This window comes from Roseivirga seohaensis subsp. aquiponti (assembly GCF_001267955.1).
Lineage (GTDB): Bacteria > Bacteroidota > Bacteroidia > Cytophagales > Cyclobacteriaceae > Roseivirga > Roseivirga seohaensis.
On the sequence record NZ_JSVA01000018.1, the window covers coordinates 1 to 23956 of the forward strand.

Consider the following 23956-nt stretch of genomic DNA (forward strand, 5'->3'; position numbering starts at 1 on the left):
GTATCGCTTATTTAGGACGGGACACTTTCCGATATAATGGCCAAAAATAGTTGGTAATTCAGTGACTGAGCGGCTGTATTGTATTGAATAACAGATGGTTGCATATTGTTTTAAAATGGCTTATTGAAACGCGTTTCAATAAGCCATTTTTGTATCTATGAATAGTTCAAAAAAAGCGTTGCTGGGCCTGTGGTTTTCTGGCCAGTATAAAATGGGGTTACCAGGCAGGAAAACAACGATATAAATGCAATAACTGTGGCATTCTTTTTACTTCAAGTAATAAGGCGGTTAGCAATTTCAACAGGTTTGTTTGGTTTGAAAAATGGGTTTTAGAGCGTAGGACAATCGAGGAACTATCGTTGTCTAGCGGTTATTCGGCTCGCACATTAAGGCGTTATTTCTATGAATATCTATCCAAACCGCCTGTTTTGAGGGTTTATCCTTCCCGACAAGTAAACCTATTGATAGATGGTACTTACTTTAAAGATGGTCTTTGCTTGATACTTTATCGCGACAATACAATTAAGTACACCCAGTTTTATCGGTTGACTGATGGTGAGTGGTTTGAAGAGTTAGCCGAAGATCTTTCTAACTTATTAAAGTTGGGTGTACAGGTTGAAAGTATCACCAGTGATGGCCATAAAGCTTTGCTCAAGGCAATCAAACTGGTTTGTCTAAAGTACCTACCCAAAGTGCGTGGTTCATATACAGCGCATGTGTCGGATATGGTTATCCAATAAACCAAAGAGCGATGCTGGTAAAAAATTGAGGCTTATAGTGTCTAAAATTCATCTGATCACATCGCCTCAAGAAAGAGACTATTGGCTTGTTGAGCTAGTTCAATGCTATGAGATATATAAAGACTTTGTGAATCAAAAGACCATCAATCCTGATACTGGCAGATACTGGTTTACCCACAAAATAGTAAGACGATCATTCATGGTGATCAGGAATGCTTTGCCTGATATGTTCCACTATTTGTACAACCCAAGAATACCTAAATCAACAAATGGGTTGGAGTCATTCTTTGGTCATCTAAAAGGACACCTAAATGTGCATAGAGGGCTTTCCTATCAACACAAAAGGCAGTTCATCCAATGGTATTTGTACTTCAAAAATCAGCGCTCAGGTTTTCTTTAGCCATATGACAAGATGAATAAAAAACCTCCCATAATAGGGAGGCTATTCTACTTGGTAAACCCTATTGCTGGCAAGTTGCTCCTCAGCAGAGCTCGCTTCCTCTTTAGGTTTACGATGTCAATATAATACAAATTTCAACGCAAAGTCACCAACTATTTTTGGCCACATTACCATCTTTCCTAAACGGAATGAGGGAAAGGTACTACTGTAGTTATTAATGAGTTTTTTAGCTAGGTTTTGCCGGCAGACTCCTTAAAAGAAAAGTTGCCAATCAGAATTTTATAAATTTATCAATCTGAGTATTGATAAGCTCGTTATACAGGGCGTTTGTAATTCGGCCATTGATAAAGTTACTTTCTATAGCGGCTAGTTTAGGTTTAAGAGCAAATACATGCATTCCTAAATAATTAAAAATATCTGTGAGGTGAGACATTGCAAAAACTCCGCCTTGTACGCCTGAGGAAATACCCACTAATGCAGCCTTTTTATCTCTAACTCCTTGAGGGTATTTTAATCCATCGATGAATGTTTTAAGAATACCAGGGAAAGAACCGTTGTATTCAGGGACGATAAAAATAAGTTTTTCAGCACTTTGAACTTTATCTCTCATCGTATTGAAAATAGCGTTATTTCCATTGTTTTCGTAAAGAGCCGTTCCCGTGAAATCATGGGGTAAGTCAACGAGATCAACAATTTCGGCAGAAATGCCTTTTTCTTGAATAATGGATTGATAGTAATTTGCGACTTGTCTACTAACTGAATTAATACGATTGGTTCCTACTACAATTGTGATCATGTTGTGATTTGATTTCAATTCGAAATTAAGGCCTTTGCCTGAAAGAGCATAGAACTATACGCTTTTATAGAAGTATGATTATGGAATTAAGTTTTGACTTTTAAAGTTCCTCCCAAAATGAAATCTTTTGCATCTTTGAAACTGAATTGAGAATTGATACTATGGACTATACCAAACGAGTTTTTGAAGCACTTAACTATATTCAATCCGAAAATGATTTTAAGCCTGAATTTGGTATTATACTGGGAACGGGTTTAGGGGCTTTAGTAGATAAGATTAGAATTGAGCACACAATTGAATATAAAGAGATACCTCACTTTCCTATCTCAACAGTAGAGAGTCATAGTGGTAGGCTGATTTTTGGAGAACTTTCAGGAAAGAGGGTTGTAGCTATGCAGGGGCGCTTTCATTATTATGAAGGTTACGACATGAAGCAGGTAACTTTTCCTGTCCGTGTATTAAAGCTTTTAGGTATTAAGAAACTTTTTGTTTCAAATGCTGCTGGTGGTGTAAATTTAAACTTTCAGGTGGCTGATTTAATGATTATTGAAGACCATATTGATTTGACTAAGGAGAACCCGTTAACAGGTGCTAACCTTGATGAGTTTGGTGGACGCTTTCCAGATATGAGTGAGCCTTACGAGCGAAAAATGATTGATCAGGCTTTATCGATTGCGAAGGAGGAAGGGATAAGGTGTCATGAAGGCGTATACGCTGGTGTGAGCGGCCCTAATTTAGAAACAAGAGCTGAATATCGTTTTTTGAAAATTATTGGAGCAGATGCTGTTGGAATGTCTACTGTACCAGAAGTAATTGTAGCTCGACATATGAATCTTCCTGTGTTCGCTATTTCTGCTATAACTGATTTGTGTGACCCAGATCACTTGGAAGTGGCTGAACTTTCTAAAATATTGGCAGCGGCAGCAAAGGCCGAGAAGGGGATGACTATTCTATTACAGAAGTTGATTGCGCTACAGTAATTGTTAATTACTACGTTTTTCAAATTCTTCGCTACTGCGTTGATTGATTCGTCTTTTTATTCCAAAAGCTATTCTGACAGCGATTACAACCCAAATTGTGATCGCTGTCCATATAATTAAAGCGGCCATTTTTGAATGAATTACTTCAGCTTAACTGCTGTTCCATAGGCAAGTATTTCAGCTGTTCCTTGCATAATCATAGCGGTTGTAAATCGAACATTGATAATAGCATGCGCTCCTAGTTTTTCAGCGTCCTTCGTCATTCTAAAAATTGCCTCTTCTCTTGATTCAGCTTGTAGTTGGGTGTATTCATCTATTTCGCCCCCAACTAAATTTTTAAAGCCAGCGAAGATATCCCTACCTACATTTCTAGCCCTTACAGTACTACCTCTAGCAATACCTACGATCTCTATAATTTCTTTATTCGGAACAAAGTCTGTTGTTGATAGTATCATTTTCTTTTTTTTGAGAAGTTACTAAAAAATCGTTTTAAGATTAACATTGCTTTACAGTTCCATAATCAGTTTTAGCTTGTTAATTTCACACTATGGATATTCAAGGGAAAGTGGCCATTGTAACTGGCGTAAGTAAAGGAATTGGTTTGGAAACGGTGAAACAATTGTTGGAAGGTGGAGCCATTGTAGCGGGATGGGGAAGAACGGAACCGAAACTGGATGATCCTAATTTCCATTTTTTCAAGACAGATGTTTCTGATTGGGGTGATGTTCAGGCTTCTTATAAAGCCACTTCTGATAAGCTTGGTAAGGCAAGTGTTTTGGTGAATAATGCTGGAATGGGTTATCAAGGGCTTATTCACGAAATGGACGTGACCGAATGGAGAGAGATGTATGACATCAATGTTCATGGATTATTTTATTGCATTAAAGTAGCCGTGCCTAGCATGATAGAATTGGGAGAAGGGCATATTGTAAATATTTCTTCCATTGCAGGAACAAGTGGAATTAAAACAATGTCAGGCTATGTAGGAACAAAACATGCGGTTCGAGGAATTTCACATTCTATTTTTCAAGAGCTAAGAGAACACGGAATAAAGGTGACGACAATTTATCCAGGTTCAACCAATACCAATTTCTTCGATAGTATTGAATTGGCAAATGCCAACGATAATATGATGCGTCCGCAAGATGTAGCAAACTCCATTGTTCAGTCTGTTCAAACTTTTGCAAATTACCATGTGGTGGATGTAGAAGTTCGCCCATTATGGCCAAAAGGAAAGCCCAATAAATAATATTAGGCCTCGTTAAGGATTCAATGTCGATACAGGTAAAGCAACTCACCAAAGTTTACGGACAACAGAAAGCTGTTGATGGAATTTCTTTTGAAGTAAACAAAGGAGATATTCTTGGTTTTCTCGGACCTAATGGTGCGGGTAAATCGACCACAATGAAAATTGCGACAGGCTACCTGCCGCCTTCCGAAGGAAAGGTAATTGTGAAGGGGTTTGATATTGTGAAAGAGTCTAAAAAAGCGAGAGCCATTATTGGTTATTTGCCTGAGCACAATCCGCTCTATTTAGATATGTTCGTTCACGAGTATCTGGCTTTTATTGCTTCCCTTCATCAAATAAAAGGCAAGAAGAGGAAGCAGCGGATAGCTGAAATGATTCGGCTTTGTGGCTTAACACGTGAGCAGAATAAGAAGATAAGCTCACTTTCAAAAGGCTATCGGCAAAGAGTAGGGTTGGCTCAGGCATTATTGCATGACCCTGAAGTGCTTATTCTCGATGAGCCCACCACTGGCTTAGATCCCAACCAACTTGCTGAAATCAGAGGTTTAATTAAGCAAATCAGTAAAGATAAAACGGTAATTCTTTCGACTCATATTATGCAAGAAGTGAAAGCTTTGTGTAATAGAGTGGTGATTATAAATCAGGGTAAAATTGTGGCTAACGATTCGGTTGCCCATTTGATTTCGGGTGTAAAACAGGTTTTGCATGTTGAACTATCTAAACCGGTTGATCTTAAAGCTATTTCTGAAATTAAAGATTTTCAGTTTAAAGATTTAGGTGCAGGAAAATACCAGGTTACTTCAAAGTTGAATAAAGATATTCGAGAGCGATTTTTTAAGCTGGCTTCGGAAAGAAACTGGGTGATTTTAGAGATGCAACTTATTGAACAAGACCTAGAACAAATTTTCTATGATTTAACTAACCAACAGAGTAATGTGGGCGATTTATAGAAAAGAGGTTCAACAGTTTCTGAATTCGTTGATCGCTTATGTTGTGATCGGTGTTTTTCTTACTGGTATTGGTTTGATGATGTGGGTTTTTCCCGAAACCAGTGTGATTGACTACGGTTATGCTCAGCTTGATACGCTTTTTTCGCTCGGCCCTTTTGTTTACATGTTTCTTATTCCGGCCATTACTATGCGGATGTTGGCTGAAGAAAGAAAAGCAGGCACTTTAGAGTTGCTGCTTACCCGTCCATTGAGTGACATTCAGATTATTTTAGGGAAGTACTTGGCTGCTTTTTCTTTGGTAATTTTCTCAGTGCTTCCTACGCTTGTTTATTATTATTCGGTTTATCAGCTCGGAAATCCAGTTGGGAATTTAGATACACCTGGAATTATTGGATCTTATATAGGCCTTATTTTATTGGGTGGTGTATTTACATCCATTGGGCTATTTGCATCCGCACTCAGCGAAAATCAAATTGTAGCTTTCATTCTGGCCGTATTCTTCTGCTTCTTTATGTTCACTGGCATAAGTGCATTGGCCGATATATTTACAGGTCAAACTGCACTTTATATTGATGAAATGAGCCTTTCATTTCATTATGACGCCATGAGTCGCGGCCTGATTGATTCAAGAAATCTAGTGTATTTCTTCAGCACTATTACTGTTGTTTTGCTGCTTACTTCGCTAAAATTTGCTGCCCGAAGAATGTCATTTAAACCACACAGGGTAAAGGCAATTAGAATATTTGGATTGGGTTTGTTTATCGTTTTTGCGGTCAATGTAGTTGCTGCCAACTTCTTTTGGAGGTTTGATTTAACAGAAGAAAAACGATATACGCTTCAAGATCCTACTAAGGAACTATTGGGAAAACTGAATCAGCCTTTACATGTTGAAATTTTATTGGGAACGGATTTACCAACCGAATTTCAGCGTTTTCAGAAATCCATTGTAGAAACCGTAGAAGAGTTGGGCGTTTATAGCAACCAGCCGATTTACTATTCAGTTAATGATCCTGGAGCAGCTGATACTGAAAGCGAACGAAATAAAAACTATCAAGCTTGGATGGACTCGGGGCTGTCGCCTACCAGAATATTTGATAATGATAATGGAACGGATGTTCAGAAGCTTATTTTCCCTTATGTGGTGCTTCGTTATGGAGATCGAACTTCCAGTGTTTTATTACTGAAAGGGAATCAAGGGGCGTCATTTGAAGCAAAACTTAACCAATCACTAGAAGGAATTGAATATGAACTAGCGACTGGAATTCAGCGGATTGCTGATATAGATAGAAAACGCATTGGCTTACTTCAGGGGCATGGAGAGCTTGATTCGTTGAATATTTATTGGTTTGCTCGGGATTTCTCTGAAGCATTTGATATAGTGCCTGTCGATTTGAGTGAGGTAACGGAGTTGAAAAACTTCGATGTGATTATTATGGCAAAGCCTACCAAGGCTTTTTCTAGGGAAGATAAGTTTAAAATTGATCAGCATTTGATGCATGGGGGAAAGGCTATTTTTATGGTCGATGCCCTTGGAGTAGATATGCGTCAAGCGGGTGGAGTAGGTACTTTTGGCTTGCCTTACACGCTAGGTTTAGATGATCTGTTTTTTCGTTATGGAATTAGGCTGAAAAATGATTTCATTTTGGATGTACAGAATTTTGGTCGATATCCGGTAAGGATGGATGATTCTCAAACAATTACGAATTTACGCTGGCCGTTTTTCTTTGGTGCTTCGTGGTTCAGCGATCATCCAATTACTCGTAATTTAGATGCCGTTTACACACGTTTTACCAGTACGATTGACACAGTAGCCGCTCAAGGCATTAAGAAAACTCCGCTGATATTCACCTCGCAATATACTCGAATACTGAATGCACCTGCTCCAGTTTCGTTCGAAGAAATTGCAGCGGAGAATGACCCAAGTCTTTACCAAGGAGGACAACACCCTATTGCTTATTTATTGGAAGGGGAGTTTGAAAGCCTTTTCAAAAATAGAGTTTTGCCTAAAGAAGGAGTGAATACCAATAATTTTAAAGCCGATAGCCCCAATACAAAAATTATTGTAATTGGCGATGGCGATATTATTAGAAATGAGATGCAGCGAGGAGTGCCGCTCGATTTAGGTTTTAACCCTTATGCTGAAGGTGAAGAAAAAAGAGTATTCGCCAACAAAGACTTTATGATGAATGCACTGACCTATTTGATAGACGATGATGGGTTAATTCAGGCAAGAAATAAAGAGATTAAGCTACGGCCTTTAGATAGAATTCGAGCGCAAAAGGAAAAGCTGAAATGGCAGTTGATCAACCTTGTTGGCCCAATTGTTTTGTTAGTGCTCTTTGGAGTGATTCGCAATTTTATTCGCGTTAGAAAATATAGCCGATTTTAGGTTTTCAGAAGGTTGAATAAGTTTCAACCTTCTGAAAACAGTTTAGTATTTCGTTAAGTTATTGTCAATTTCATCGGCATAGGCCAGAATTCCACCTTTAAGGTTATAGAGATTTTCGAAACCATGGTTTTGCTCTAACCAGTTGATTACATCTCCACTTCGTTTTCCGCTACGGCAATGAATCACCACTTTCTTATCGCGACTCACTTTATCTACGTTGTCTGGAATGGTGTTCATGGGAATTAATTCTCCACCAATTTCAGCTATTTCAAATTCATTTTGTTCTCTTACATCAATCAACTGAAAGTCTGCTCCTAATGCTTTTAGTTCTGCTAGTTCCTTTACGGTAGTTTCTTTCATAACACTATTTAATATGGAATTGAAAATTAGTGAATTAACATTGAAAACGAGGGCTATGTTGCTAATCCTTTTATTTGTTTATCAGGTGTTCAGTCAATTTATTGAGCTCTTTTACTTTTTTACTGAAATCTCCTTTTATGTTATTTCGAATCATTTCCATATTGCTAATTAGGGTTTCAATTTCATCTGGAAGTAAATCAGTGAAAAGCTCTCTTAATCGTTTGGCAATGGTTGGAGATTTTCCATTGGTTGAAATTCCAATTTTTAAATCGCCTTTGGTAACTATACTTCCCATATAGAAATCACATAATTCGGGGGTGTCGGCTACGTTTACCAAAATGCCTCTTTCTTTGGCTTCGGTATGTATAGTTTTGTTCAGTGCTCGATTTTCAGTTGCAATAATAACCAACTGCATTTCGGTCAAATCTTCATTAAAAAACTCTCGTTCTATTAGCTTTACAGAAAGGTGATCTTTAGCTAATACTTTGATTTCATTCTTTATTTCTTTGGCTACCAAAGTGACTTTAGCGTTTGGGCTGCTTTTTAACAAGAAGCTTATTTTCTCTAGCCCAACATCGCCTCCGCCAACAATGAGTACATCGAAAGTATGTACTTTAAGAAAAACAGGGTAGAGTTCATTGACCATGAGCAAATACTTGTTGTTGAATAGAAGAGAGCCTTTGTTCTTGACGAAGGTTTACAGTCTCCCCAATAATGATTATGGCAGGTGCGCCAACTTCACTTTCTTTTGCTTTTTCTTGAATGTCATCAATCGTACCGACTACAATTTTTTCGTTTGGTAATGTGCCATTCTGAATAATTGCGATAGACGTGTTTCCTTTTTTTACTTCTTGAAAAACTTGACAAATCTCGGTTAACTTTCTAGTGCCCATTAGAATTACTATTGTGGCCGATGATTGTGCCGCAATGGTAATATCTGGCGATAATTCGCCTGTACTGGTAGTGCCAGTAGTTACCCAATAACTTTGGTTTATACCTCTGGAAGTAAGGGGAATGCTCTGTAGCGCAGGAACAGCATGAGCACTGCTGATACCGGGAACCATAGCAGTAGAGATACCATGTTTTTGAGCATAAACAATTTCTTCATAGCCACGACCAAAAATAAAAGGGTCTCCTCCCTTTAAGCGGACTACATGTCCTTTTTCTTGGGCAAAGTATACTATCAATTCATTGATGGCATTTTGAGTGTGGCTGTGTTTTCCTACCCGTTTGCCTACGTAAATAAGTTCTGCTCGCTTGGTGGCGTACGTTAGCAGTTCTTTACTGATTAATGCATCGTAAAGAATTACATCGGCATCGGCAATGGCTTTAATTCCCTTTACGCTGATTAAATCTGGATCGCCCGGGCCTGCGCCTACAAGGGTTAATTTTGGATGTATATTCTGCATTAGGCTTTATAGAAATCGGTGATTACGGTTTTGTCTACGCCATTTGCATCAGCCAATTGCTGGCTTCTATAGGTGTTGGCTTTTATTAGAAAATGTTCTGCAGCATTGTAAAAGCTGTTGGCAAACTCTTTTGATGGTTCATTCTTGTTGATTTGGAGTACGAAATCTTCAAATGAAGGCTCAAATTGAAAAAGAGCTTTGTTTTGAAAGGTTTGATCGAAGCTCTGGAGAATGCCTATTTGTGTATTACAACTTACATCTTCACTAAGCAGTAGGGCCTTGGCCGCAATCACAAAGGCATTGTAACTATTGTAAATAGCATCGGCATAAATGCCTTCTTCTAGTCCTTCTTTAGACCAATCCAGTCTTTCTTTAGCTTCTTCAATTACCGTTTGAATTACGTCTAATGTTACGCTAGCGCATTCGCCCACACCAATTTCTGGGCTAAAGCTTTCTGATTTTCCCCAATCTACATAGTCCGAAGCTTCGAGTGCTTGTACATCCGTTAATGGCTTGAGCAAATGATAGAAATGCATTTTCCCTAAACGTTGATAGAAGTCGTTAAAATATTCGCCTTCATTGGCCTTTTCTTCAAACTCATGGAGTATAAAAGATAGCGCCAGAGGGATTTTCTTAGTAGGTACTTTTATTACTTTTTCTGCAATAAAGCCTTCCCCATTAGGGGAAATACCACCACCAATAACCACTTGCATAGCAGGAATAACAAGCGCACCATTTTTTATTGAACTACCGTGGAAGCCAATGTTTGCTGTCATATGCTGACCACAAGCATTCATACAACCACTGATTTTGATTTTGATAAAGGATTCATCAATCAAATGTTTGAACTCATTGTTGAGCATGTGTTCGAGGGTTGTTGAGAGGGCGGTGCTATTAGTAACAGCTAAGTTACAAGTGTCGGAACCGGGGCAAGAAGTAATGTCGTGCGTGGAATTGAACCCAGGTTTTGCGAGGCCGAGCTCAGTTAATTTTTGAAAGAAGAATGGTAATAATTCTTTCCGAACATACTTAATAAGCAAACCTTGGTTTGCCGTAACTCTCATATCATCTGCTGCATATTTTTGGACCAGCTTGGCCAATAGTTTGGCTGTAGAAGAGTGAATGTCTCCTAAAGAAACCCGTACCCAGATACCATAGTAGTCTGATTGCTTTTGTGGAAATACGTTGGTGCGTTGCCAGTCTTCAAACTGTTGCCAGTTTTCTAAAGTTACCGGTGGAATCGAAGGGTTTTCAGGGAGAGTGACTTTTTCATAATCGTTATTCACCTCAAATGACTTTACCTTTAATGCTTTTTGCTCTTCGGCCACAAGCTTTAACAACTGATCAAAACCAATTTTCTTTACCAAAAACTTCATTCTGGCTTTGTTTCGATTGGTGCGCTCGCCATACCGATCGAATACTCTAATTACAGCTTCTGTAAACGGGATGAACTGATCGGCTGGTAAGAATTCATGTGCAGTTTGAGCAGTCATTGATACGGCTCCTAATCCACCTCCAAGCACTACTTTAAAGCCTTTGATACTTTGACCGTTTTCTTCCTTCAGTTTAGGTATGAACCCTATATCATGAAAATAAGTATAAGCAGAGTCTTTGTCATCTGATGCAAAGGCAATTTTGAATTTCCTTCCCATATCTTGGCAAATGGGGTTTCTAAGGAAATAATGGGTTAACTCATGGGCATATGCCGTAACATCAAACGGTTCGTTTGGATTGATGCCTGCGTCTGGCGATGCAGTTACATTTCTAACTGTGTTACCGCAAGCACCACGCAATGTAATTTGCTCTTCTTCTAATTCAGCCCATAGGGCAGGAGAATCCTGCATTTTAACAAAGTGCAGTTGAATATCCTGACGCGTGGTTAAGTGTAAATTACCCGTTGCGTATTTATCAGATACCTCAGCAATCTTAACCAGTTGATTTGAGGTTACTTTTCCATATGGAAGTTTAATGCGCACCATTTGAACACCAGGTTGGCGTTGGCCATAAACGCCTCGCGTTAAACGAAAGAGTTTGAATTTGTCTTCTTCAATTTTGCCTTGTTGAAACCTTTCAATCTTTGCTTTGAGCTCAAGGATGTCTCTTTTGGCGGCTTTGCTTACTTGTGTAGAAATGTTCAGATCCATACTTTGAGTTTTAGTGATTTGATTTCTGGTGCAAAGAAAAAGAAAGAATATAAAATCTACCAAATTTGTAGGGTAATAATTTTTAAAAGATTTTAATAGAAGAAGGAGGGTTTAGGTTTTGAGATAAGAAAACGGTGTGCGAAGCTATTGATTAGCTAGTTTGAGTTACTTACTAAAGTATTTCTCACGAATCTCTTCTAAGTACTCAGTGGTGAGTGGCTTGCTGGTGAATTCGCTTACTTCGTTTATTTCGTTCGCTTTTTTAATATATTCTGGATTTTTAGAAGTAGACAGCATAACCACTATGATTCTTTCGTTTTCAGGTTTGTCCAGCTTTGCATAAGCTTCTAAAAATTCCCACCCATCCATTCTAGGCATGTTAATATCAAGAAAAATCAAATCTGGCGATGGGTTTTCTCCTTTTAAACTTAATTGAAGGTATTCTAAAGCCTCTTGTCCTCCGGTAACCGATACTATTTCTTCTGCAAATTCAGATCTTTCTATCACGATTTTATGATAGAAATTATCAGCCTCGTTGTCGTCAACTAATAATACGCAGGGGATTTTCTTTTTCATAATTGGTTAATTTGGAATAGAAAAATAGAATGTACTACCTTGATTGGGTTGAGAATCGACCCATATTTTGCCACCATGTAATTCTGCAATTTTCCGACACCGGGCTAATCCAATTCCTGTTCCTTCATAAGAATCTTGATTATGAAGCCGTTGAAAAATCACAAATATCTTCTCTTTATATTTTTCATCAATGCCAATTCCATTATCCTTTATAGCAAAAGTATATTGATTAGTTTCTTTCTCTACAGAAACATCAATTTCGGGAGTGGTATCGGGCTTGCAATATTTAATGGAGTTAGATATTAGGTTTTGAAAAAGTGAACGTAGTTCGTGTTCATAACCTTTAACTTGTACTAGTTTGTTAATTTTAAGTTTGACTTTCTTTTTTTCCAGCTGGGCAGATAAATCAACCTTAACTTGATCCAATATATGATTACAGTCAATAAGTGTTGGTTCCTTTTCGTATTTCCCAATGCTTGTATACTCTAATAATGCATGCAGCAGGTCTTGCATTCGCTCTACTGAACGCGTGATATAGCTTAGGTATAGATTTGAATCTGCATCTAATTTATCTTGGTATTTCCAATTGAGCAGTTCAACATAGTTTGCCACAGTTCGAAGAGGTTCTTGTAAATCGTGTGATGCGATGTACGCAAACTGATTCAACTCTTTATTTTTCTGTTCTAATAATTGAAGGTGGTGTTGGATGGATAATTCAGTTTTTTTACGTTCGGTAATGTCTTGGAATGTGCCTGTTACTTTTATGGTTTTTCCGTTTTTTGTAATAGGCCTACCAATTGCACGAACCCATAAGTGTTTACCTGTTGCTGTTATAAATTTAACTTCTAGATCAAATGGCTCTTTTAGGTCAATGGCGTTTCGAACAGCTTTTTCAATTTTAGACCGATCATCAGGATGGTAATATTTAATTCCTTCTGCTAAGTTTGGTTGTTGACTGGGGTCTAGTTCATAAATAAAATATGTTTCATCTGTCCAATCAATTTGCAAGGTGTTAACGTCTAGTTCCCAGCCACCAATCTTTGCTGTTTCACTCATGTTGGCTAATAATGCCTCATTTTTTCTGAGGTCTTCCTCAGCCAGCCTTTGTTTGGTAATGTCATAAACAATGCCTTCGCGAAACATTACTTTGCCAGCAGTATTACGTCTAATGTAGGTGGTGTCGAGCACCCATTTTGTTTCCCCATTTTTTGTAATAAGTCTATAAGGCTCATGATGATACATGTTATTGTTGTCAATTGTATTGGCTGTTGCCACTTCAAAACTGACACGTTCTCGATCTTGTGGATGTATGATGTCATCATAACTAACTCGCTTGTTTAAAAAATCTTCAGTCGAGTATCCGGTAAGTTCCAAAACATTATTTGACACAAAATCGACAGGAAGGTCTTGAATGTTTTTCCATCTAAAAACAACTGCTGGACTGCGGTTGATTATGTTATAGGCATACCTTAGGGCAGCTTGCGCTTCTTTCCTCTCTGTTATGTCTTGCATTGTGCCAATTGACCCAATAAAGTTGTTGTCCTTATCATACTTTGCTTCTGCTGTTAATTCAAGGTGTAGCCACTTTCCGCTAGAATGCTTTGCTCTAAACTCAAATTGAGTTTTTGTTTCATTAGAAAGAGACTCTACTAATTTATTAAATGAAGGTTGATCATTCGGATGTAACAAGCTATAAAAGCTATCTCTTTGGGGTTTGAAGTTGTTAGGGCTTAACCCAAATAATGCAAACAACTCGTTTGACCACCATATCTCATTCATACTTGTGTCGAAACTTCCGATCTTGGCAATTTTTTGGGCTTGATTAAGGTTGAACTCAGTGTCTTTTTGTGAATTTCTGTTTAGAGAATGAAGTGTTTTTAACTTGCTTTCTGTGATGTCGATCTGAACAATAGTGTAATGCTCAATTTTTCCTTGACTGTTTTTAGTAGGAACAATAGAGGCTTGTGTCCAAAAATAGGTTCCGTTTTTTTTTCTGTTTTTCAGTTCTCCTTTCCATGCGTGGTGAGAAGAGATTTGACTTTCGATGGTTGAAATGAGGTTATGATTTTCACCCAATAATTCTTTTCTACTGTAATCAGAGATGTTACAGAAGTTGTCGTTTACAAAAGTGAAGTTGCCTTTCGTATCAACAACAGATATAATGGAAGCCTGGTTTAATGCCTCGAGAAGTGTGTTTTGCCCTTTACTAGTATTCGCTAGTTCATGTATGTCTTCGGATTTTAAATTCACTTTTTATAAATTCTTACCTCATTTTGTTATGAATTATTTTAAGATAACTGCTTTCGCTTAATTGTTTAAGCATCTGATAAGATACTTAATTATATACTAAATGCCATATTTGGTTTACTTTATATAGAAATTAAAATAGCGAAATTTTCTGATCTATTGGTAAATGTATGAGCTGTGAAACTATGTGAAATTGATTTTTCAGCTTAAAGGGCAATAAAAAAACCTCAACCATTTCTGATTGAGGTTTTAGGGTTGATTTTCTAGAATATTATAGGGTTTGTTTTAGATCAAATTTCTCTAAATAATCAGCTACTCTTCTTACCACCATTCCACCTAAAGAACCATCTACAACTCTGTGGTCGTAAGAATGTGAAAGGAACATTTTATGACGAATCGCGATTGCATCGCCCGAAGGTGTTTCAATTACTGCTGGCTTTTTAACCACCGCACCTAAAGCCATAATTGCTACTTGAGGTTGCATGATAATTGGAGTTCCCATTACGTTACCGAAAGAACCTACGTTTGAAACGGTAAAAGTACCGCCTTGCAAATCATCTGGTGTCAATTTGTTTTCACGTGCTTTTTTAGCCAAGGCATTTACCTTTTTAGTAAGCCCAGTTAAGTTATATTGGTCGGCTCGGTGAATTACAGGAACGATAAGGTTACCACTAGGTAAGGCTACAGCTAAACCAATATTGATGTCTTTTTTCTTAATGATTCTAGTGCCGTCTACCTGAATATTGATCATTGGGTAGTCTTTTATGGCTTTCACAATGGCCTCAATAAAGATTGGAGTGAAGGTAATTGGCTCACCTTCTCTTTCCATAAAGCCATTTTTCACCTTATTCCTCCAAGCAACTACATTCGATACATCTGCCTCAACAAAAGAAGTAACGTGAGGAGAAATGCGTTTAGAGTCTACCATGCGCTCGGCAATCATCTTACGCATTCTGTCCATTTCTATGATTTCATCTTCGCCTGAAATCGAAACTGGCATTTGCTTTGGAGCCGACTGCACTGGCGCAGACGGTGCTGTTTGTGTTTGAGTAGCAGCTGCTGCTACACCACCTTGTGGCCTGTTTTTAACGTAGGCCAAAATATCTTTTTTAGTTACTCGGTCTTCTCTGCCAGTGCCTGGAACTCTTTCCAATTCACTCATAGGAATGCCTTCTTCACGGGCAATGTTCATTACCAAAGGTGAATAGAATCTATCGCCAGCGGGTTTATCTAATACGACCGCTTGATTATTGGAAGTGGCTTCTGCAGGTTTTTCACTTGCGGTAGTAGCTTTAGGGGCTGCAGCAGCTGGTGTAGTATCACCACCAGCAGATGCTTCTGTTTCTATTCGGGCAATTGGAGCTCCGACAGCAACTACATCGCCTTCTTTTACTAATATTTCTTTCAAAACACCTGCGTGAATGGCAGGGACTTCAGTGTCAACCTTGTCTGTGGCTACCTCCAATACAGACTCATCGGCTTCAATTGTGTCGCCTTCCTGTTTTAGCCAAGTCAAGACCGTGCCTTCCATTATACTCTCGCCCATTTTAGGCATCACCATTTCTACAAGTGCCATATTCTTATGTTCTTAGAGGTTAAAAACGTTCGCATTAAAAAGACAAAAATAGCATTAAACCAAATATTATCAATGTTCTATTGATTCAAACTTTTTCTAACCAAATTTAGTACTGCTATTTCTGTTAATTCAATATTTAATATTCTATTCTGTGTTAATTGAAGTCGTTTGGTTATGGTTTGTTTGCCATCTGCAAAGGCAATCCATACCGTTCCTACTGGTTTTTCTTCAGAACCACCGCCTGGTCCGGCAATTCCACTGCTAGCAACACCAATGTCTGAGTTAAATTTTTCTCTAACCCTCTCGGCCATTTCTTTAACACATTCTTCGCTTACCGCACCATGTTTTTCAAGCGTGGAAGCCTTCACACCTAACACATCAATCTTAAATTGGTTGTGGTAAGGTACAATTCCGCCCTGAAAGTAAGCAGATGATCCGGGAATTTGAGTGATTTTATGTTGAATAAATCCACCCGAACAACTTTCTGCTAGCGCAATTGTTTTCTTTTGGGCCAGAAGAAGTTGGCCTACGGCTTCTTCCAAGCTTGTTTCGTCATAGCCGTAGATGTATTTACCGCCTAGAGGAATAAATGCGTCAATCAGTTGTTGTACATCTTTTTCCAGTTGGCTGCGGTCGTCACCTATGGCAGTAAGTCTTAATTTTACATGACCAACACTCGGAAGATAGGCTAAGCGAATATGATGGGGGAGGGCGTTTTCCCAATCTTTTATTTTATCTGCTAGAAAGGATTCGCCAATTCCTACCGTTCTAATTACCTTATGGTAAATTACTGGGGTTTGAAAGAAAGTACGAACCTTCGGAATAATAAATTCCTTCATTACATTTTTCATCTCATGAGGCACCCCGGGCATGGAAACAAATATTTTACCGTTCCGCTCATACCATGTGCAAGGTGCAGTGCCCAAAGAGTTATGGATTACCTCGGCAATTTCAGGAACTAGCGCCTGCCTTTTATTCATCTCTGTAAAATCCCTTCCTCGTTTTTCGAAGAAGTCTTTCACGTGTGCCAAAACACTAGCGTTTTCTACAATTTTGCAACCAAAATATTTGGCCAGACTGGGCATAGTAAGGTCGTCATTAGTTGGGCCTAAACCGCCTGTAATTAACACCAAATCTGCTCGGCTTTCGGCTTCTGTAAATGCATGCAGAATATCTGGTTCATTGTCGCCAACCGTAGTTTTTCTCACTACTCTAATTCCAAGCAGATCGAGTTCAGCACTCATCCATTGGGCGTTAGTGTCTAAAATTTGACCAAAGAGAATTTCATCTCCAATGGTCAGGATTTCCGCAGTTACGTTTTTCATATGGAAATTATTGGGCGGCTTTTAAGGCTTGCTCAATGTCGGTTATAATATCTGTAATGTGCTCTAAACCTACTGAAACCCTAATCAGTTCCGGAGTTATTCCCACTTTTATTCTCTCTTCTTCCGAGAGCTTTGCGTGTGTGGTAGAAGAAGGGTGAGTTACAATGGTTCGGCTGTCGCCTAAATTCGCAGTAAGGGAACAGATTTTAATGTTGTTCAAAAATGTTCTTCCGCTTTCTAGGCCTCCTTTAATGCCAAATGCTACCATTGCTCCACCAGCCTTCATTTGCTTTTTAGCCACTTCATACATAGGGTGTGATTTTAGAAAGGGATATTTAACCCATTCTACAAATTCTGAATTTTCGAGAAACTCAGCCAGCTTGAGTGCATTTTCAGAATGGCGATCCATGCGTACAGCCAAGGTTTCTAAGCTTTTAGAAATTACCCAAGCATTAAAGGCAGAAAGGGCAGGGCCAGTACTTCTACTAAAGGCATAGATTTCATCAATCAATTCTTTTTTACCAACCGTAATTCCACCCATTACACGGCCTTGTCCATCCATGAATTTGGTGGCCGAATGAATTACTAAGTCGGCACCATATTGAATTGGCTGTTGTAGGTAAGGAGTAGCAAAGCAATTGTCGACCACTAAAATGAGATTGTGCTTTTTTGCAAAATGCCCCAACCATTCCAAATCAATAATATCTACAGCGGGGTTTGTTGGGGTTTCTACATATAAAATTTTGCTATTGGGTTGAACCGCATTGTCCCAATCGCTGGTATTGTCAATGTCCACATAAGTGGTGTCGATATTCCATTTGGGTAATATTTTACCGAAAACAGTATGGGTTGAACCAAAAATGGATCGACAAGAAATAATATGGTCGCCCGAAGACAGTAAGGCAGCGAAGGAAGAGAAAATGGCAGCCATTCCTGAAGCAAAAGCATAACCAGCTTCTGCCTTTTCCATTTTGCAAACCTTGTCTACTAGTTCTTGTAGGTTTGGGTTGCTGAAGCGACTGTAGATGTTCTTATCATTTTCACCAGCAAAAGCCGCACGCATTTCTTCAGCGTCTTCATAAGTGAAGCTAGAAGTAAGATACATAGGAGTAGAATGCTCCTGCGCATGTGTGCCTTCAATCTGAGTGCGAATGGCCTCGGTTTCGAATTGTTTTTGCTTCTCTTTCATTCAAATTATTTCTTGCCCAAATATACATTCCGAAACAGCTAGAGAAAAAGGATTCCTATCATTCTTGAACAAGTATACTAATAGGGTAAGCCATCTGACTTTGGAAATCTGTAAATTCGTGAACTTTACGGCAGAATTTAATCAATCTGAAAATGAAAAAATATTTAATAGTTTTCCTTATGGCTTCTCTAATGGGCTGTGGAGAAACAAAAACTGAGAATAAAATTGAAGAGGTAAAAGTAACTTCGCCAAAAACGGAACATCACTCAGAAAGCATCACTAAAGTTTTTGATGCTCATGGTGGTTTTGGTAATTGGTCTGAAATGAAGCAGCTTTCTTATGATATGTCCAATGGGCAGCATCACTTGATTGAGCTCCAAAGCAGGTATACTCGGATTGAATCAGGAAATGATACAACAGGTTTTGATGGTAATGAGGTTTGGGTAAGCCCAGCCACGGCTAATGCTTCCCGAGCTCGAATGACCTATAACCTCTATTTCTACTTTTACGCATTCCCTTTTGTGGTAGGCGATGAAGGCGTGATTTATGAAGATGTAGAGCCAATGAATATTCTGGGTACTACATATAATGGAGTGAAAATTTCGTATGAAAACGGAGTGGGTGAGTCATCTAAGGATAATTACATCATTTACTCCGATCCGGAAACCAATAAAATGGCTTGGTTAATGTATACTGCCACTTTTGGTAGTGAAAAAGCAAGTGACAGATGGAATTTAATTAAGTATGATCAATGGCAAACCATTAATGGAATTACTTTACCAAAATCTTTGCAGTGGTATCAATATAAAGATGGCAAAGTAGGTGGAATGAGAAATGAAGTGCTTTTCGAAAATGTAAAGCTTTCAAAAGAAGTACCAAGCATGGATAATTTCAAAATGCCTGAAGGTGCTCAAATTGCTCCAAGAGGTTAAAGCTGAATTTAATTTTCATGAAATGTCGCAATGGGTTAATTCCTGTTGCGACATTTTTTTTGTGCAGATTCTTACTCAAAAACTCGGTAAGAAATGACAAGTTAATGAGTCATTCTTTCCCCATATTTGTCCGCTTACAAGATTCTTGTTTTCATTTTGACAGCAATTTTCTCTATTCGAAAAGAAAACTTTGTGAAAAGTTGCTAAAAGAGCTGTTTAGTGAAAATAATAGTAGCTTGGAACAGAACTTGCTTAATGAGAAATCGTTTAACGAAGCCATATATATGAAACCAAATTCACACAACATGAAAAGCATCTTTAAATTAGTGCCAGTCTTCTGTTTACTGCTCTTTGTAATGTCTTCTTGTAAGAGTCAAAAAGCGGTGGTTGATGCCAACCAAGAACCAGAAGAAGTTATTGAAGAAACCACTCCCGAGCCAACTCCTCCTGTAAAGGAAGAACCAAAAGTAGATCCAGAGGCGGCCAATAGGGCGCTTGACGCTAGGTTGTCTAATTATTTTGGGCAAATCGCGAATGCTACTTCTATTAACGCAGCAAATAATAATATCAGAGAAGCCGTTGGAATGTTTAGTAATGGAGAAGCTCCAGTATTGATCATTTTTTACGCAGCCAATGGAACTGAAGATTTTGACGAACCAACTACGATTACTAAGTACCTTAACTATTTAAAGGACCTTAAGAAGGCTCCACACAAGGTAAAAGAAATGGTGATGGATTCTCAAGGCAGAATCAAGGAACTAGTATTAGTAAAGAAATAGTCAAAAATACCCTAACACAAGAAATTATGAACAATCAAATATTTAAAAGACTTTCTTATGTGGTTGCTTTAATGGCCTTTTTTGCTGTTTCAACCCAAGCTCAAAGTCCTGTAGACCCCAATCGTGAAAAAGCAATTGACTCATTAGCCTTAGAAAAAGTTAAAGACTTAGGGAAGTACATTGCCATTATTGGTAATAAGGATACTCCATTTTCTGAAGCCAACCGCGTAATGGATAGGGCCGAAGAATTATTCGCTCCGGGTAGCGAAATGGGTGTGTCATCACTCGCTTCGGAAGAAATCAAGTACTACAAAGTACGTGAGTATTTCCAGCGATTAATGGCGCTTAACTATGATAAGGTAAATATTGAATGGTACGATGTTCAATATATATCTGATTTAGAAAGACAGCCTGATGGCCGTTATGTTGGTGTAGTTACTATTTATCAGAAGTTTGAAGGAACTACCGCGGATAAAATGAACTATAAAGACACAACTAAAAAGGATATTACCATTTACGTAGAAAAGAAAAAGACTCAGATTGCTGGTAGAACTATCGAATTTTGGGACGTAATTTTGGGTGATATCAGAGTATCTGAAACTTCAGTATGAAAAAACTAATTCTTCTTTCACTTTCTTTTTTCTTCGTTTTTACCTCATATTCTTCTGCCCAAATTGTGGGCGAAAATTATGAAATCGAGCAGCAACTGTTGGCAAGCACGAAGCAACTCAATCAGTTTTTTAAGCGCTTTAACGGAGAAGAAGACGTAAAAGGAAGAACGTTTGAGCCTGATGATAGGCAATATCGCAATGAAAGATTGCGTAAAAAATACCTCAGTATCCTCTTCGATGAGGAGGATACTGATATTTCTTCTCAAGCCAAGAATGACTTTATCGAAAGAGTAACTCAAGGCGATAATCCTGAATTTTTAAACCTGCACTCTAAAGATTGGTTTGCAGTAGTAAACACTACTTTTCTCTACAAAGGGAAAGAAATGCCATTACTGCTTTATATGAAAATTCAGCAGGAGGCACTTGGTTACGAATGGGTTATAGCCGATGTCGCTTTCGATCCTTACAAAACCATGTTTGACAAGCAGCGAGGCGAAACCAAGGTGTTTTTACACCCAATGAGTCACGAGCTTGACTTTATGAATTTACGAAAGGCCCTTGTGAAAGGAGGCGTTCCAGAATCATATACTTTGGCCGATTACAAGCCAGATTTCTTGACCATATTTCTCTATGAGGTAAAAATGGGGATTCTCCAATTTCAAACTGTAAACCGAATGAATTACCATTTCTTTGGTATTGATGGCTGGTACTTTTCTCTCACCAATTTTAATCGTGCCAACGATAATTCAGGTTGGTTAATTTCAGACTTACTTCAAGTCAACACTTCTCAAAAGGAAGATTTATTGAAAATAATTTATGAGAAGAAATAGACTCATATTATTACTGCTCTTTTTTAGTGCAAGTGCCTCATTGTGGGCGCAATCTCCTGTTTTGGCCGACTCGGTGTTGGAAAAAAAGAAAGAGGGAGTAAAAGAAATTATCAGTGCACTGGAGTATTATCTGAATGTAATTGGATCGGAGCGAACCGCTGTAAGCGAAAAGGAAGTGATTATTAGCAACAGCTATGCAAAGCTTTTTGTCGACCCCAAAGTTCAGGTAGAAGATGACCTGGAAGAGAAAAGATCAACTCCAATTTTTAAAGACATTCAGGCCTACTTAAAAGATATTGATTTCTTTTTCAAGAATGTGGTGTTCGATTTCGAGATCACAGAAATATTGGTGCAAACCAAAGAGGATGGCACGCCCTTCTATAAGGCCGAAATCATAAGAAATTTACAAGGTACTTCACTAGGTGGAGAGCCTGTAAACAGTAGTCAAAAGCGATTTATAGAGCTGAATTTAGACCCGAAAAAGAGTGAACTTAAAATTGCCAGTATATATACTAATAAATTAAGCAGAGATAAGCAGTTAAGGGAATGGTGGTCTTTGCTGACCTTAGGGTGGAAGCAAGTTTTTAAAGATAAAATTAAGTTTGAAGGAGACAGTATGTCCAATCAGGATTTGGTGCGTTTGGCTTCTATCGATTCCCTTGATTTATCAGGAAATGACCTTGTGCTTAATCTTGATCCAATTTATCAGCTTACCAACCTGAAGTATCTGAAAATAAGCAATACATGGATCAATGATCTAAAACCTTTGCGATCTATCAATACATTAAAGTCACTTGATGTTTCCAACACTTCAGTTTTCGACCTTCAATACCTAAAATACCACAATGAAATTGAATCGCTTAATCTCTCCAATTGTCATGTTGAGGATTTCTCACTATTGAAGTCGTTTGAGAAATTGAAGAAATTGAATCTTTCTAGAATCAAGCAAATAGATTTATCATTCATAAGTGAACTGGTTTCTTTGGAAGAACTCAACTTATCTGAAGCCGCACAAACGGCAACGGTTGATTTTTCTAAGTTGAATAAGCTTAAAAAGTTAGACTTATCGGCAAGCGATATTATAAATCTGAATGGGTTTCAGTCGGCTATTGCGCTGCAAGATTTAAACCTTGAATTGACAAATGTAAGTGACTTGACTTCGCTTTCGGCTTTAGGGCAATTGAAGACCTTGAACATTACCAATACTAAGGTAGAATCACTTGAGCCACTGAGTCAGGTGAAATCTTTAACAAAGATATACTGCGACAATGCACCGCTGGAAGAAGCAAGTACAGAGGCTTATGTAGAGGCTAACCCACGAGTTTTGGTGGTGAGAAATACCAAGCAATTAGAGCAATGGTGGGGTGGTATGTCAGATATGTGGAAGGGCGTTTTAACGAAATATATGGATACGCCTAACCCTGATAATGAAGATTTAATTCAGCTCTTAAGAATCGATTCTTTGAACTTAGAAGGAGCTGGAATTATAACTTTAGCACCACTGGCGCAACTGAAGAAAATAGCGCATTTGAACTTAAATTCTAATCCATTAAAGAACCTTCAAGGCCTTGAGTCATTGGAACGTTTAGAAACACTTACTCTGAATAATACTTCCGTAGCAGATCTTTCGCCTTTGGCGAACTTATCTAACTTAAGACATATTGAGGCTGAGAACACGAAGGTCAAAAATATTACTGACTTGGGGCGATTGGCCATGTTGAAATACTTGAGTTTAGAGGGGAGTAATGTGGATAAAACTGCGGTTTCGTTAATACTCGATAAGAAGGAAGACTTGACCGTGATTTTCCAAACCAAAGCTCTAAATGCTTGGTGGGGAATATTAAGCGAACCTATGAAAAGGGCTTTCAAAGAAAATGTGGTGATGGCTGCTCAGCCAACGGCCAAACAGCTACATCAATTAGTTTCCCTTGAAAGGTTGAATATTCAAGGCTCATCGATTACTAGTTTGGTGGAACTATCGGAGTTTTACCGATTGAAAGAGCTCAGCCTAAACCGGCTTGGAATGAGAGATTTGAACTCATTGCCAGACCTAAAAACTTTAGAGTCTTTGAGTTTTACGGAAATGCCGGTAACAGATTTATTGTCTGTACTGAAATTCAATAATCTGAAGTCGCTCAACTTTAGCAATACAGCCATTGATGATTTGCGCCCGCTCACAACGATGACGAAATTAGAGCGAATCAATTGCTCAGGAACGAATGTGAAGCGTTTCACTGGGCTTGAAGGCCTGTCTAACTTAAAATGGATAGACTGTTCCAACACCAAAGTCTTCAAGTTCGACCGACTAACAGAATTGAAGAAACTAGAAACCGTTATCTGTTTCAATACCTCTTTACGAAGCAACGACATTGAAAAGCTGAAAAGTGCTCTCCCGAATGTGGAGGTGGTGTTTTATTAGGCTGATGAAAAATAAAGAACCCTCCAAAAGTTTTGAACTTTTGGAGGGTTGAGTT

The 23956-nt window shown here is 38.4% G+C and carries 22 protein-coding genes; 11 read left to right on the forward strand and 11 right to left on the reverse strand.

The window, feature by feature from the left end; genetic code table 11:
• The first annotated feature begins 428 nt into the window (after positions 1 to 428).
• Together OB69_RS18885 and OB69_RS18890 are read left to right on the forward strand one after the other, a co-directional pair.
• Entirely contained in the window at positions 429 to 740 is a 312-nt protein-coding gene (locus OB69_RS18885; protein ID WP_245620834.1) for a hypothetical protein, read from the forward strand.
• Between the two features lie 37 nt (positions 741 to 777).
• Entirely contained in the window at positions 778 to 1140 is a 363-nt protein-coding gene (locus OB69_RS18890; RefSeq protein ID WP_245620835.1) for a hypothetical protein, read from the forward strand.
• Between the two features lie 271 nt (positions 1141 to 1411).
• On the opposite strand, the gene OB69_RS15025 is transcribed toward OB69_RS18890, so the two are convergent.
• Positions 1412 to 1936: an NADPH-dependent FMN reductase gene (locus tag OB69_RS15025; protein ID WP_053224573.1), complete on the reverse strand. Its 525-nt coding sequence runs from the start codon at positions 1934 to 1936 to the stop codon at positions 1412 to 1414.
• Positions 1937 to 2097: 161 nt separating this feature from the next.
• Between OB69_RS15025 and OB69_RS15030 the strand changes: the two genes are divergently transcribed.
• Complete coding sequence (locus tag OB69_RS15030) at positions 2098 to 2916, forward strand: purine-nucleoside phosphorylase (protein ID WP_053224574.1); 819 nt, start codon at positions 2098 to 2100, stop codon at positions 2914 to 2916.
• A gap of 140 nt (positions 2917 to 3056) precedes the next feature.
• Here the strand turns inward: OB69_RS15030 and OB69_RS15035 are convergent, their stop codons facing one another.
• Positions 3057 to 3371, reverse strand: a complete 315-nt coding sequence (locus tag OB69_RS15035) for a YbjQ family protein (RefSeq protein ID WP_053224575.1) — start codon at positions 3369 to 3371, stop codon at positions 3057 to 3059.
• 92 nt (positions 3372 to 3463) lie between these two features.
• On the opposite strand from OB69_RS15035, the gene OB69_RS15040 reads away from it, so the two are divergent.
• Genes OB69_RS15040 through gldG form a run of 3 tightly spaced genes read left to right on the forward strand, consistent with a single transcriptional unit; the run spans position 3464 to position 7504 of the window.
• The gene (locus OB69_RS15040) at positions 3464 to 4165 is read left to right on the forward strand and encodes an SDR family oxidoreductase (RefSeq protein ID WP_053224576.1); all 702 of its coding nucleotides are present in this window, start codon (positions 3464 to 3466) and stop codon (positions 4163 to 4165) included.
• A 23-nt stretch (positions 4166 to 4188) separates the two neighbouring features.
• On the forward strand, positions 4189 to 5115 hold the full coding sequence (gene gldA / locus OB69_RS15045) for a gliding motility-associated ABC transporter ATP-binding subunit GldA (protein ID WP_053224577.1): 927 nt from the start codon (positions 4189 to 4191) through the stop codon (positions 5113 to 5115).
• A complete protein-coding gene (gene gldG / locus OB69_RS15050) occupies positions 5099 to 7504 on the forward strand; it encodes a gliding motility-associated ABC transporter substrate-binding protein GldG (protein WP_053224578.1) in 2406 nt (801 codons plus the stop codon). Before gldA ends, gldG begins: the two co-directional genes overlap by 17 nt.
• A gap of 42 nt (positions 7505 to 7546) precedes the next feature.
• On the opposite strand, the gene OB69_RS15055 is transcribed toward gldG, so the two are convergent.
• The 9 genes from OB69_RS15055 to OB69_RS15095 form a co-directional block, all read right to left on the reverse strand.
• Complete coding sequence (locus tag OB69_RS15055) at positions 7547 to 7864, reverse strand: rhodanese-like domain-containing protein (RefSeq protein ID WP_053224579.1); 318 nt, start codon at positions 7862 to 7864, stop codon at positions 7547 to 7549.
• Positions 7865 to 7934: 70 nt separating this feature from the next.
• Positions 7935 to 8510 carry a precorrin-2 dehydrogenase/sirohydrochlorin ferrochelatase family protein gene (locus OB69_RS15060; RefSeq protein ID WP_053224580.1) on the reverse strand — a complete coding sequence of 192 codons (576 nt, stop codon included), beginning with the start codon at positions 8508 to 8510 and terminating at the stop codon, positions 7935 to 7937.
• The gene (gene cobA, locus OB69_RS15065) at positions 8500 to 9273 is read right to left on the reverse strand and encodes a uroporphyrinogen-III C-methyltransferase (RefSeq protein WP_053224581.1); all 774 of its coding nucleotides are present in this window, start codon (positions 9271 to 9273) and stop codon (positions 8500 to 8502) included. Before cobA ends, OB69_RS15060 begins: the two co-directional genes overlap by 11 nt.
• Positions 9273 to 11417 (reverse strand): HEPN domain-containing protein, encoded by a 2145-nt coding sequence (locus OB69_RS15070; RefSeq protein ID WP_053224582.1) that lies wholly within the window; start codon positions 11415 to 11417, stop codon positions 9273 to 9275. Before OB69_RS15070 ends, cobA begins: the two co-directional genes overlap by 1 nt.
• A gap of 165 nt (positions 11418 to 11582) precedes the next feature.
• Positions 11583 to 11993, reverse strand: coding sequence for a response regulator (locus OB69_RS15075; RefSeq protein WP_053224583.1), 411 nt, complete (start codon positions 11991 to 11993; stop codon positions 11583 to 11585).
• 6 nt (positions 11994 to 11999) lie between these two features.
• Complete coding sequence (locus tag OB69_RS15080; RefSeq protein WP_053224584.1) at positions 12000 to 14243, reverse strand: PAS domain-containing protein; 2244 nt, start codon at positions 14241 to 14243, stop codon at positions 12000 to 12002.
• 268 nt (positions 14244 to 14511) lie between these two features.
• The gene (locus OB69_RS15085) at positions 14512 to 15816 is read right to left on the reverse strand and encodes a dihydrolipoamide acetyltransferase family protein (RefSeq protein WP_053224585.1); all 1305 of its coding nucleotides are present in this window, start codon (positions 15814 to 15816) and stop codon (positions 14512 to 14514) included.
• Positions 15817 to 15893: 77 nt separating this feature from the next.
• Complete coding sequence (locus OB69_RS15090; RefSeq protein ID WP_053224586.1) at positions 15894 to 17141, reverse strand: competence/damage-inducible protein A; 1248 nt, start codon at positions 17139 to 17141, stop codon at positions 15894 to 15896.
• 7 nt (positions 17142 to 17148) lie between these two features.
• Positions 17149 to 18330, reverse strand: a complete 1182-nt coding sequence (locus OB69_RS15095; RefSeq protein ID WP_053224587.1) for a trans-sulfuration enzyme family protein — start codon at positions 18328 to 18330, stop codon at positions 17149 to 17151.
• Positions 18331 to 18482: 152 nt separating this feature from the next.
• Between OB69_RS15095 and OB69_RS15100 the strand changes: the two genes are divergently transcribed.
• The 5 genes from OB69_RS15100 (at position 18483) to OB69_RS15120 (ending at position 23901) form a co-directional block, all read left to right on the forward strand.
• Positions 18483 to 19262 (forward strand): DUF6503 family protein, encoded by a 780-nt coding sequence (locus tag OB69_RS15100; protein ID WP_053224588.1) that lies wholly within the window; start codon positions 18483 to 18485, stop codon positions 19260 to 19262.
• Positions 19263 to 19567: 305 nt separating this feature from the next.
• Entirely contained in the window at positions 19568 to 20041 is a 474-nt protein-coding gene (locus tag OB69_RS15105; RefSeq protein WP_157608598.1) for a nucleoid-structuring protein H-NS, read from the forward strand.
• A gap of 71 nt (positions 20042 to 20112) precedes the next feature.
• Positions 20113 to 20652, forward strand: a complete 540-nt coding sequence (locus OB69_RS15110; protein ID WP_245620839.1) for a hypothetical protein — start codon at positions 20113 to 20115, stop codon at positions 20650 to 20652.
• Positions 20649 to 21482: a hypothetical protein gene (locus OB69_RS15115; protein ID WP_053224590.1), complete on the forward strand. Its 834-nt coding sequence runs from the start codon at positions 20649 to 20651 to the stop codon at positions 21480 to 21482. The genes OB69_RS15110 and OB69_RS15115 overlap by 4 nt, the downstream gene beginning before the upstream one ends.
• Complete coding sequence (locus OB69_RS15120; protein ID WP_053224591.1) at positions 21469 to 23901, forward strand: leucine-rich repeat domain-containing protein; 2433 nt, start codon at positions 21469 to 21471, stop codon at positions 23899 to 23901. Before OB69_RS15115 ends, OB69_RS15120 begins: the two co-directional genes overlap by 14 nt.
• The last annotated feature ends 55 nt before the right edge of the window (positions 23902 to 23956 follow it).

Bases quoted from the DNA above. Each gene is read 5' to 3' on its own strand.
- OB69_RS15095 (WP_053224587.1), bottom strand. From the start codon at position 18,330: ATGAAAGAGAAGCAAAAACAATTCGAAACCGAGGCCATTCGCACTCAG.
- OB69_RS15115 (WP_053224590.1), top strand. From the start codon at position 20,649: ATGAAAAAACTAATTCTTCTTTCACTTTCTTTTTTCTTCGTTTTTACC.
- OB69_RS15030 (WP_053224574.1), top strand. From the start codon at position 2,098: ATGGACTATACCAAACGAGTTTTTGAAGCACTTAACTATATTCAATCC.
- OB69_RS15100 (WP_053224588.1), top strand. From the start codon at position 18,483: ATGAAAAAATATTTAATAGTTTTCCTTATGGCTTCTCTAATGGGCTGT.
- OB69_RS15120 (WP_053224591.1), top strand. From the start codon at position 21,469: ATGAGAAGAAATAGACTCATATTATTACTGCTCTTTTTTAGTGCAAGT.
- OB69_RS15085 (WP_053224585.1), bottom strand. From the start codon at position 15,816: ATGGCACTTGTAGAAATGGTGATGCCTAAAATGGGCGAGAGTATAATG.
- OB69_RS15055 (WP_053224579.1), bottom strand. From the start codon at position 7,864: ATGAAAGAAACTACCGTAAAGGAACTAGCAGAACTAAAAGCATTAGGA.
- gldG (WP_053224578.1), top strand. From the start codon at position 5,099: ATGTGGGCGATTTATAGAAAAGAGGTTCAACAGTTTCTGAATTCGTTG.
- OB69_RS15090 (WP_053224586.1), bottom strand. From the start codon at position 17,141: ATGAAAAACGTAACTGCGGAAATCCTGACCATTGGAGATGAAATTCTC.
- cobA (WP_053224581.1), bottom strand. From the start codon at position 9,273: ATGCAGAATATACATCCAAAATTAACCCTTGTAGGCGCAGGCCCGGGC.
- OB69_RS15040 (WP_053224576.1), top strand. From the start codon at position 3,464: ATGGATATTCAAGGGAAAGTGGCCATTGTAACTGGCGTAAGTAAAGGA.
- OB69_RS15025 (WP_053224573.1), bottom strand. From the start codon at position 1,936: ATGATCACAATTGTAGTAGGAACCAATCGTATTAATTCAGTTAGTAGA.
- OB69_RS15060 (WP_053224580.1), bottom strand. From the start codon at position 8,510: ATGGTCAATGAACTCTACCCTGTTTTTCTTAAAGTACATACTTTCGAT.
- OB69_RS15070 (WP_053224582.1), bottom strand. From the start codon at position 11,417: ATGGATCTGAACATTTCTACACAAGTAAGCAAAGCCGCCAAAAGAGAC.
- OB69_RS15105 (WP_157608598.1), top strand. From the start codon at position 19,568: ATGAAAAGCATCTTTAAATTAGTGCCAGTCTTCTGTTTACTGCTCTTT.
- gldA (WP_053224577.1), top strand. From the start codon at position 4,189: ATGTCGATACAGGTAAAGCAACTCACCAAAGTTTACGGACAACAGAAA.
- OB69_RS15075 (WP_053224583.1), bottom strand. From the start codon at position 11,993: ATGAAAAAGAAAATCCCCTGCGTATTATTAGTTGACGACAACGAGGCT.
- OB69_RS15035 (WP_053224575.1), bottom strand. From the start codon at position 3,371: ATGATACTATCAACAACAGACTTTGTTCCGAATAAAGAAATTATAGAG.
- OB69_RS15110 (WP_245620839.1), top strand. From the start codon at position 20,113: ATGGCCTTTTTTGCTGTTTCAACCCAAGCTCAAAGTCCTGTAGACCCC.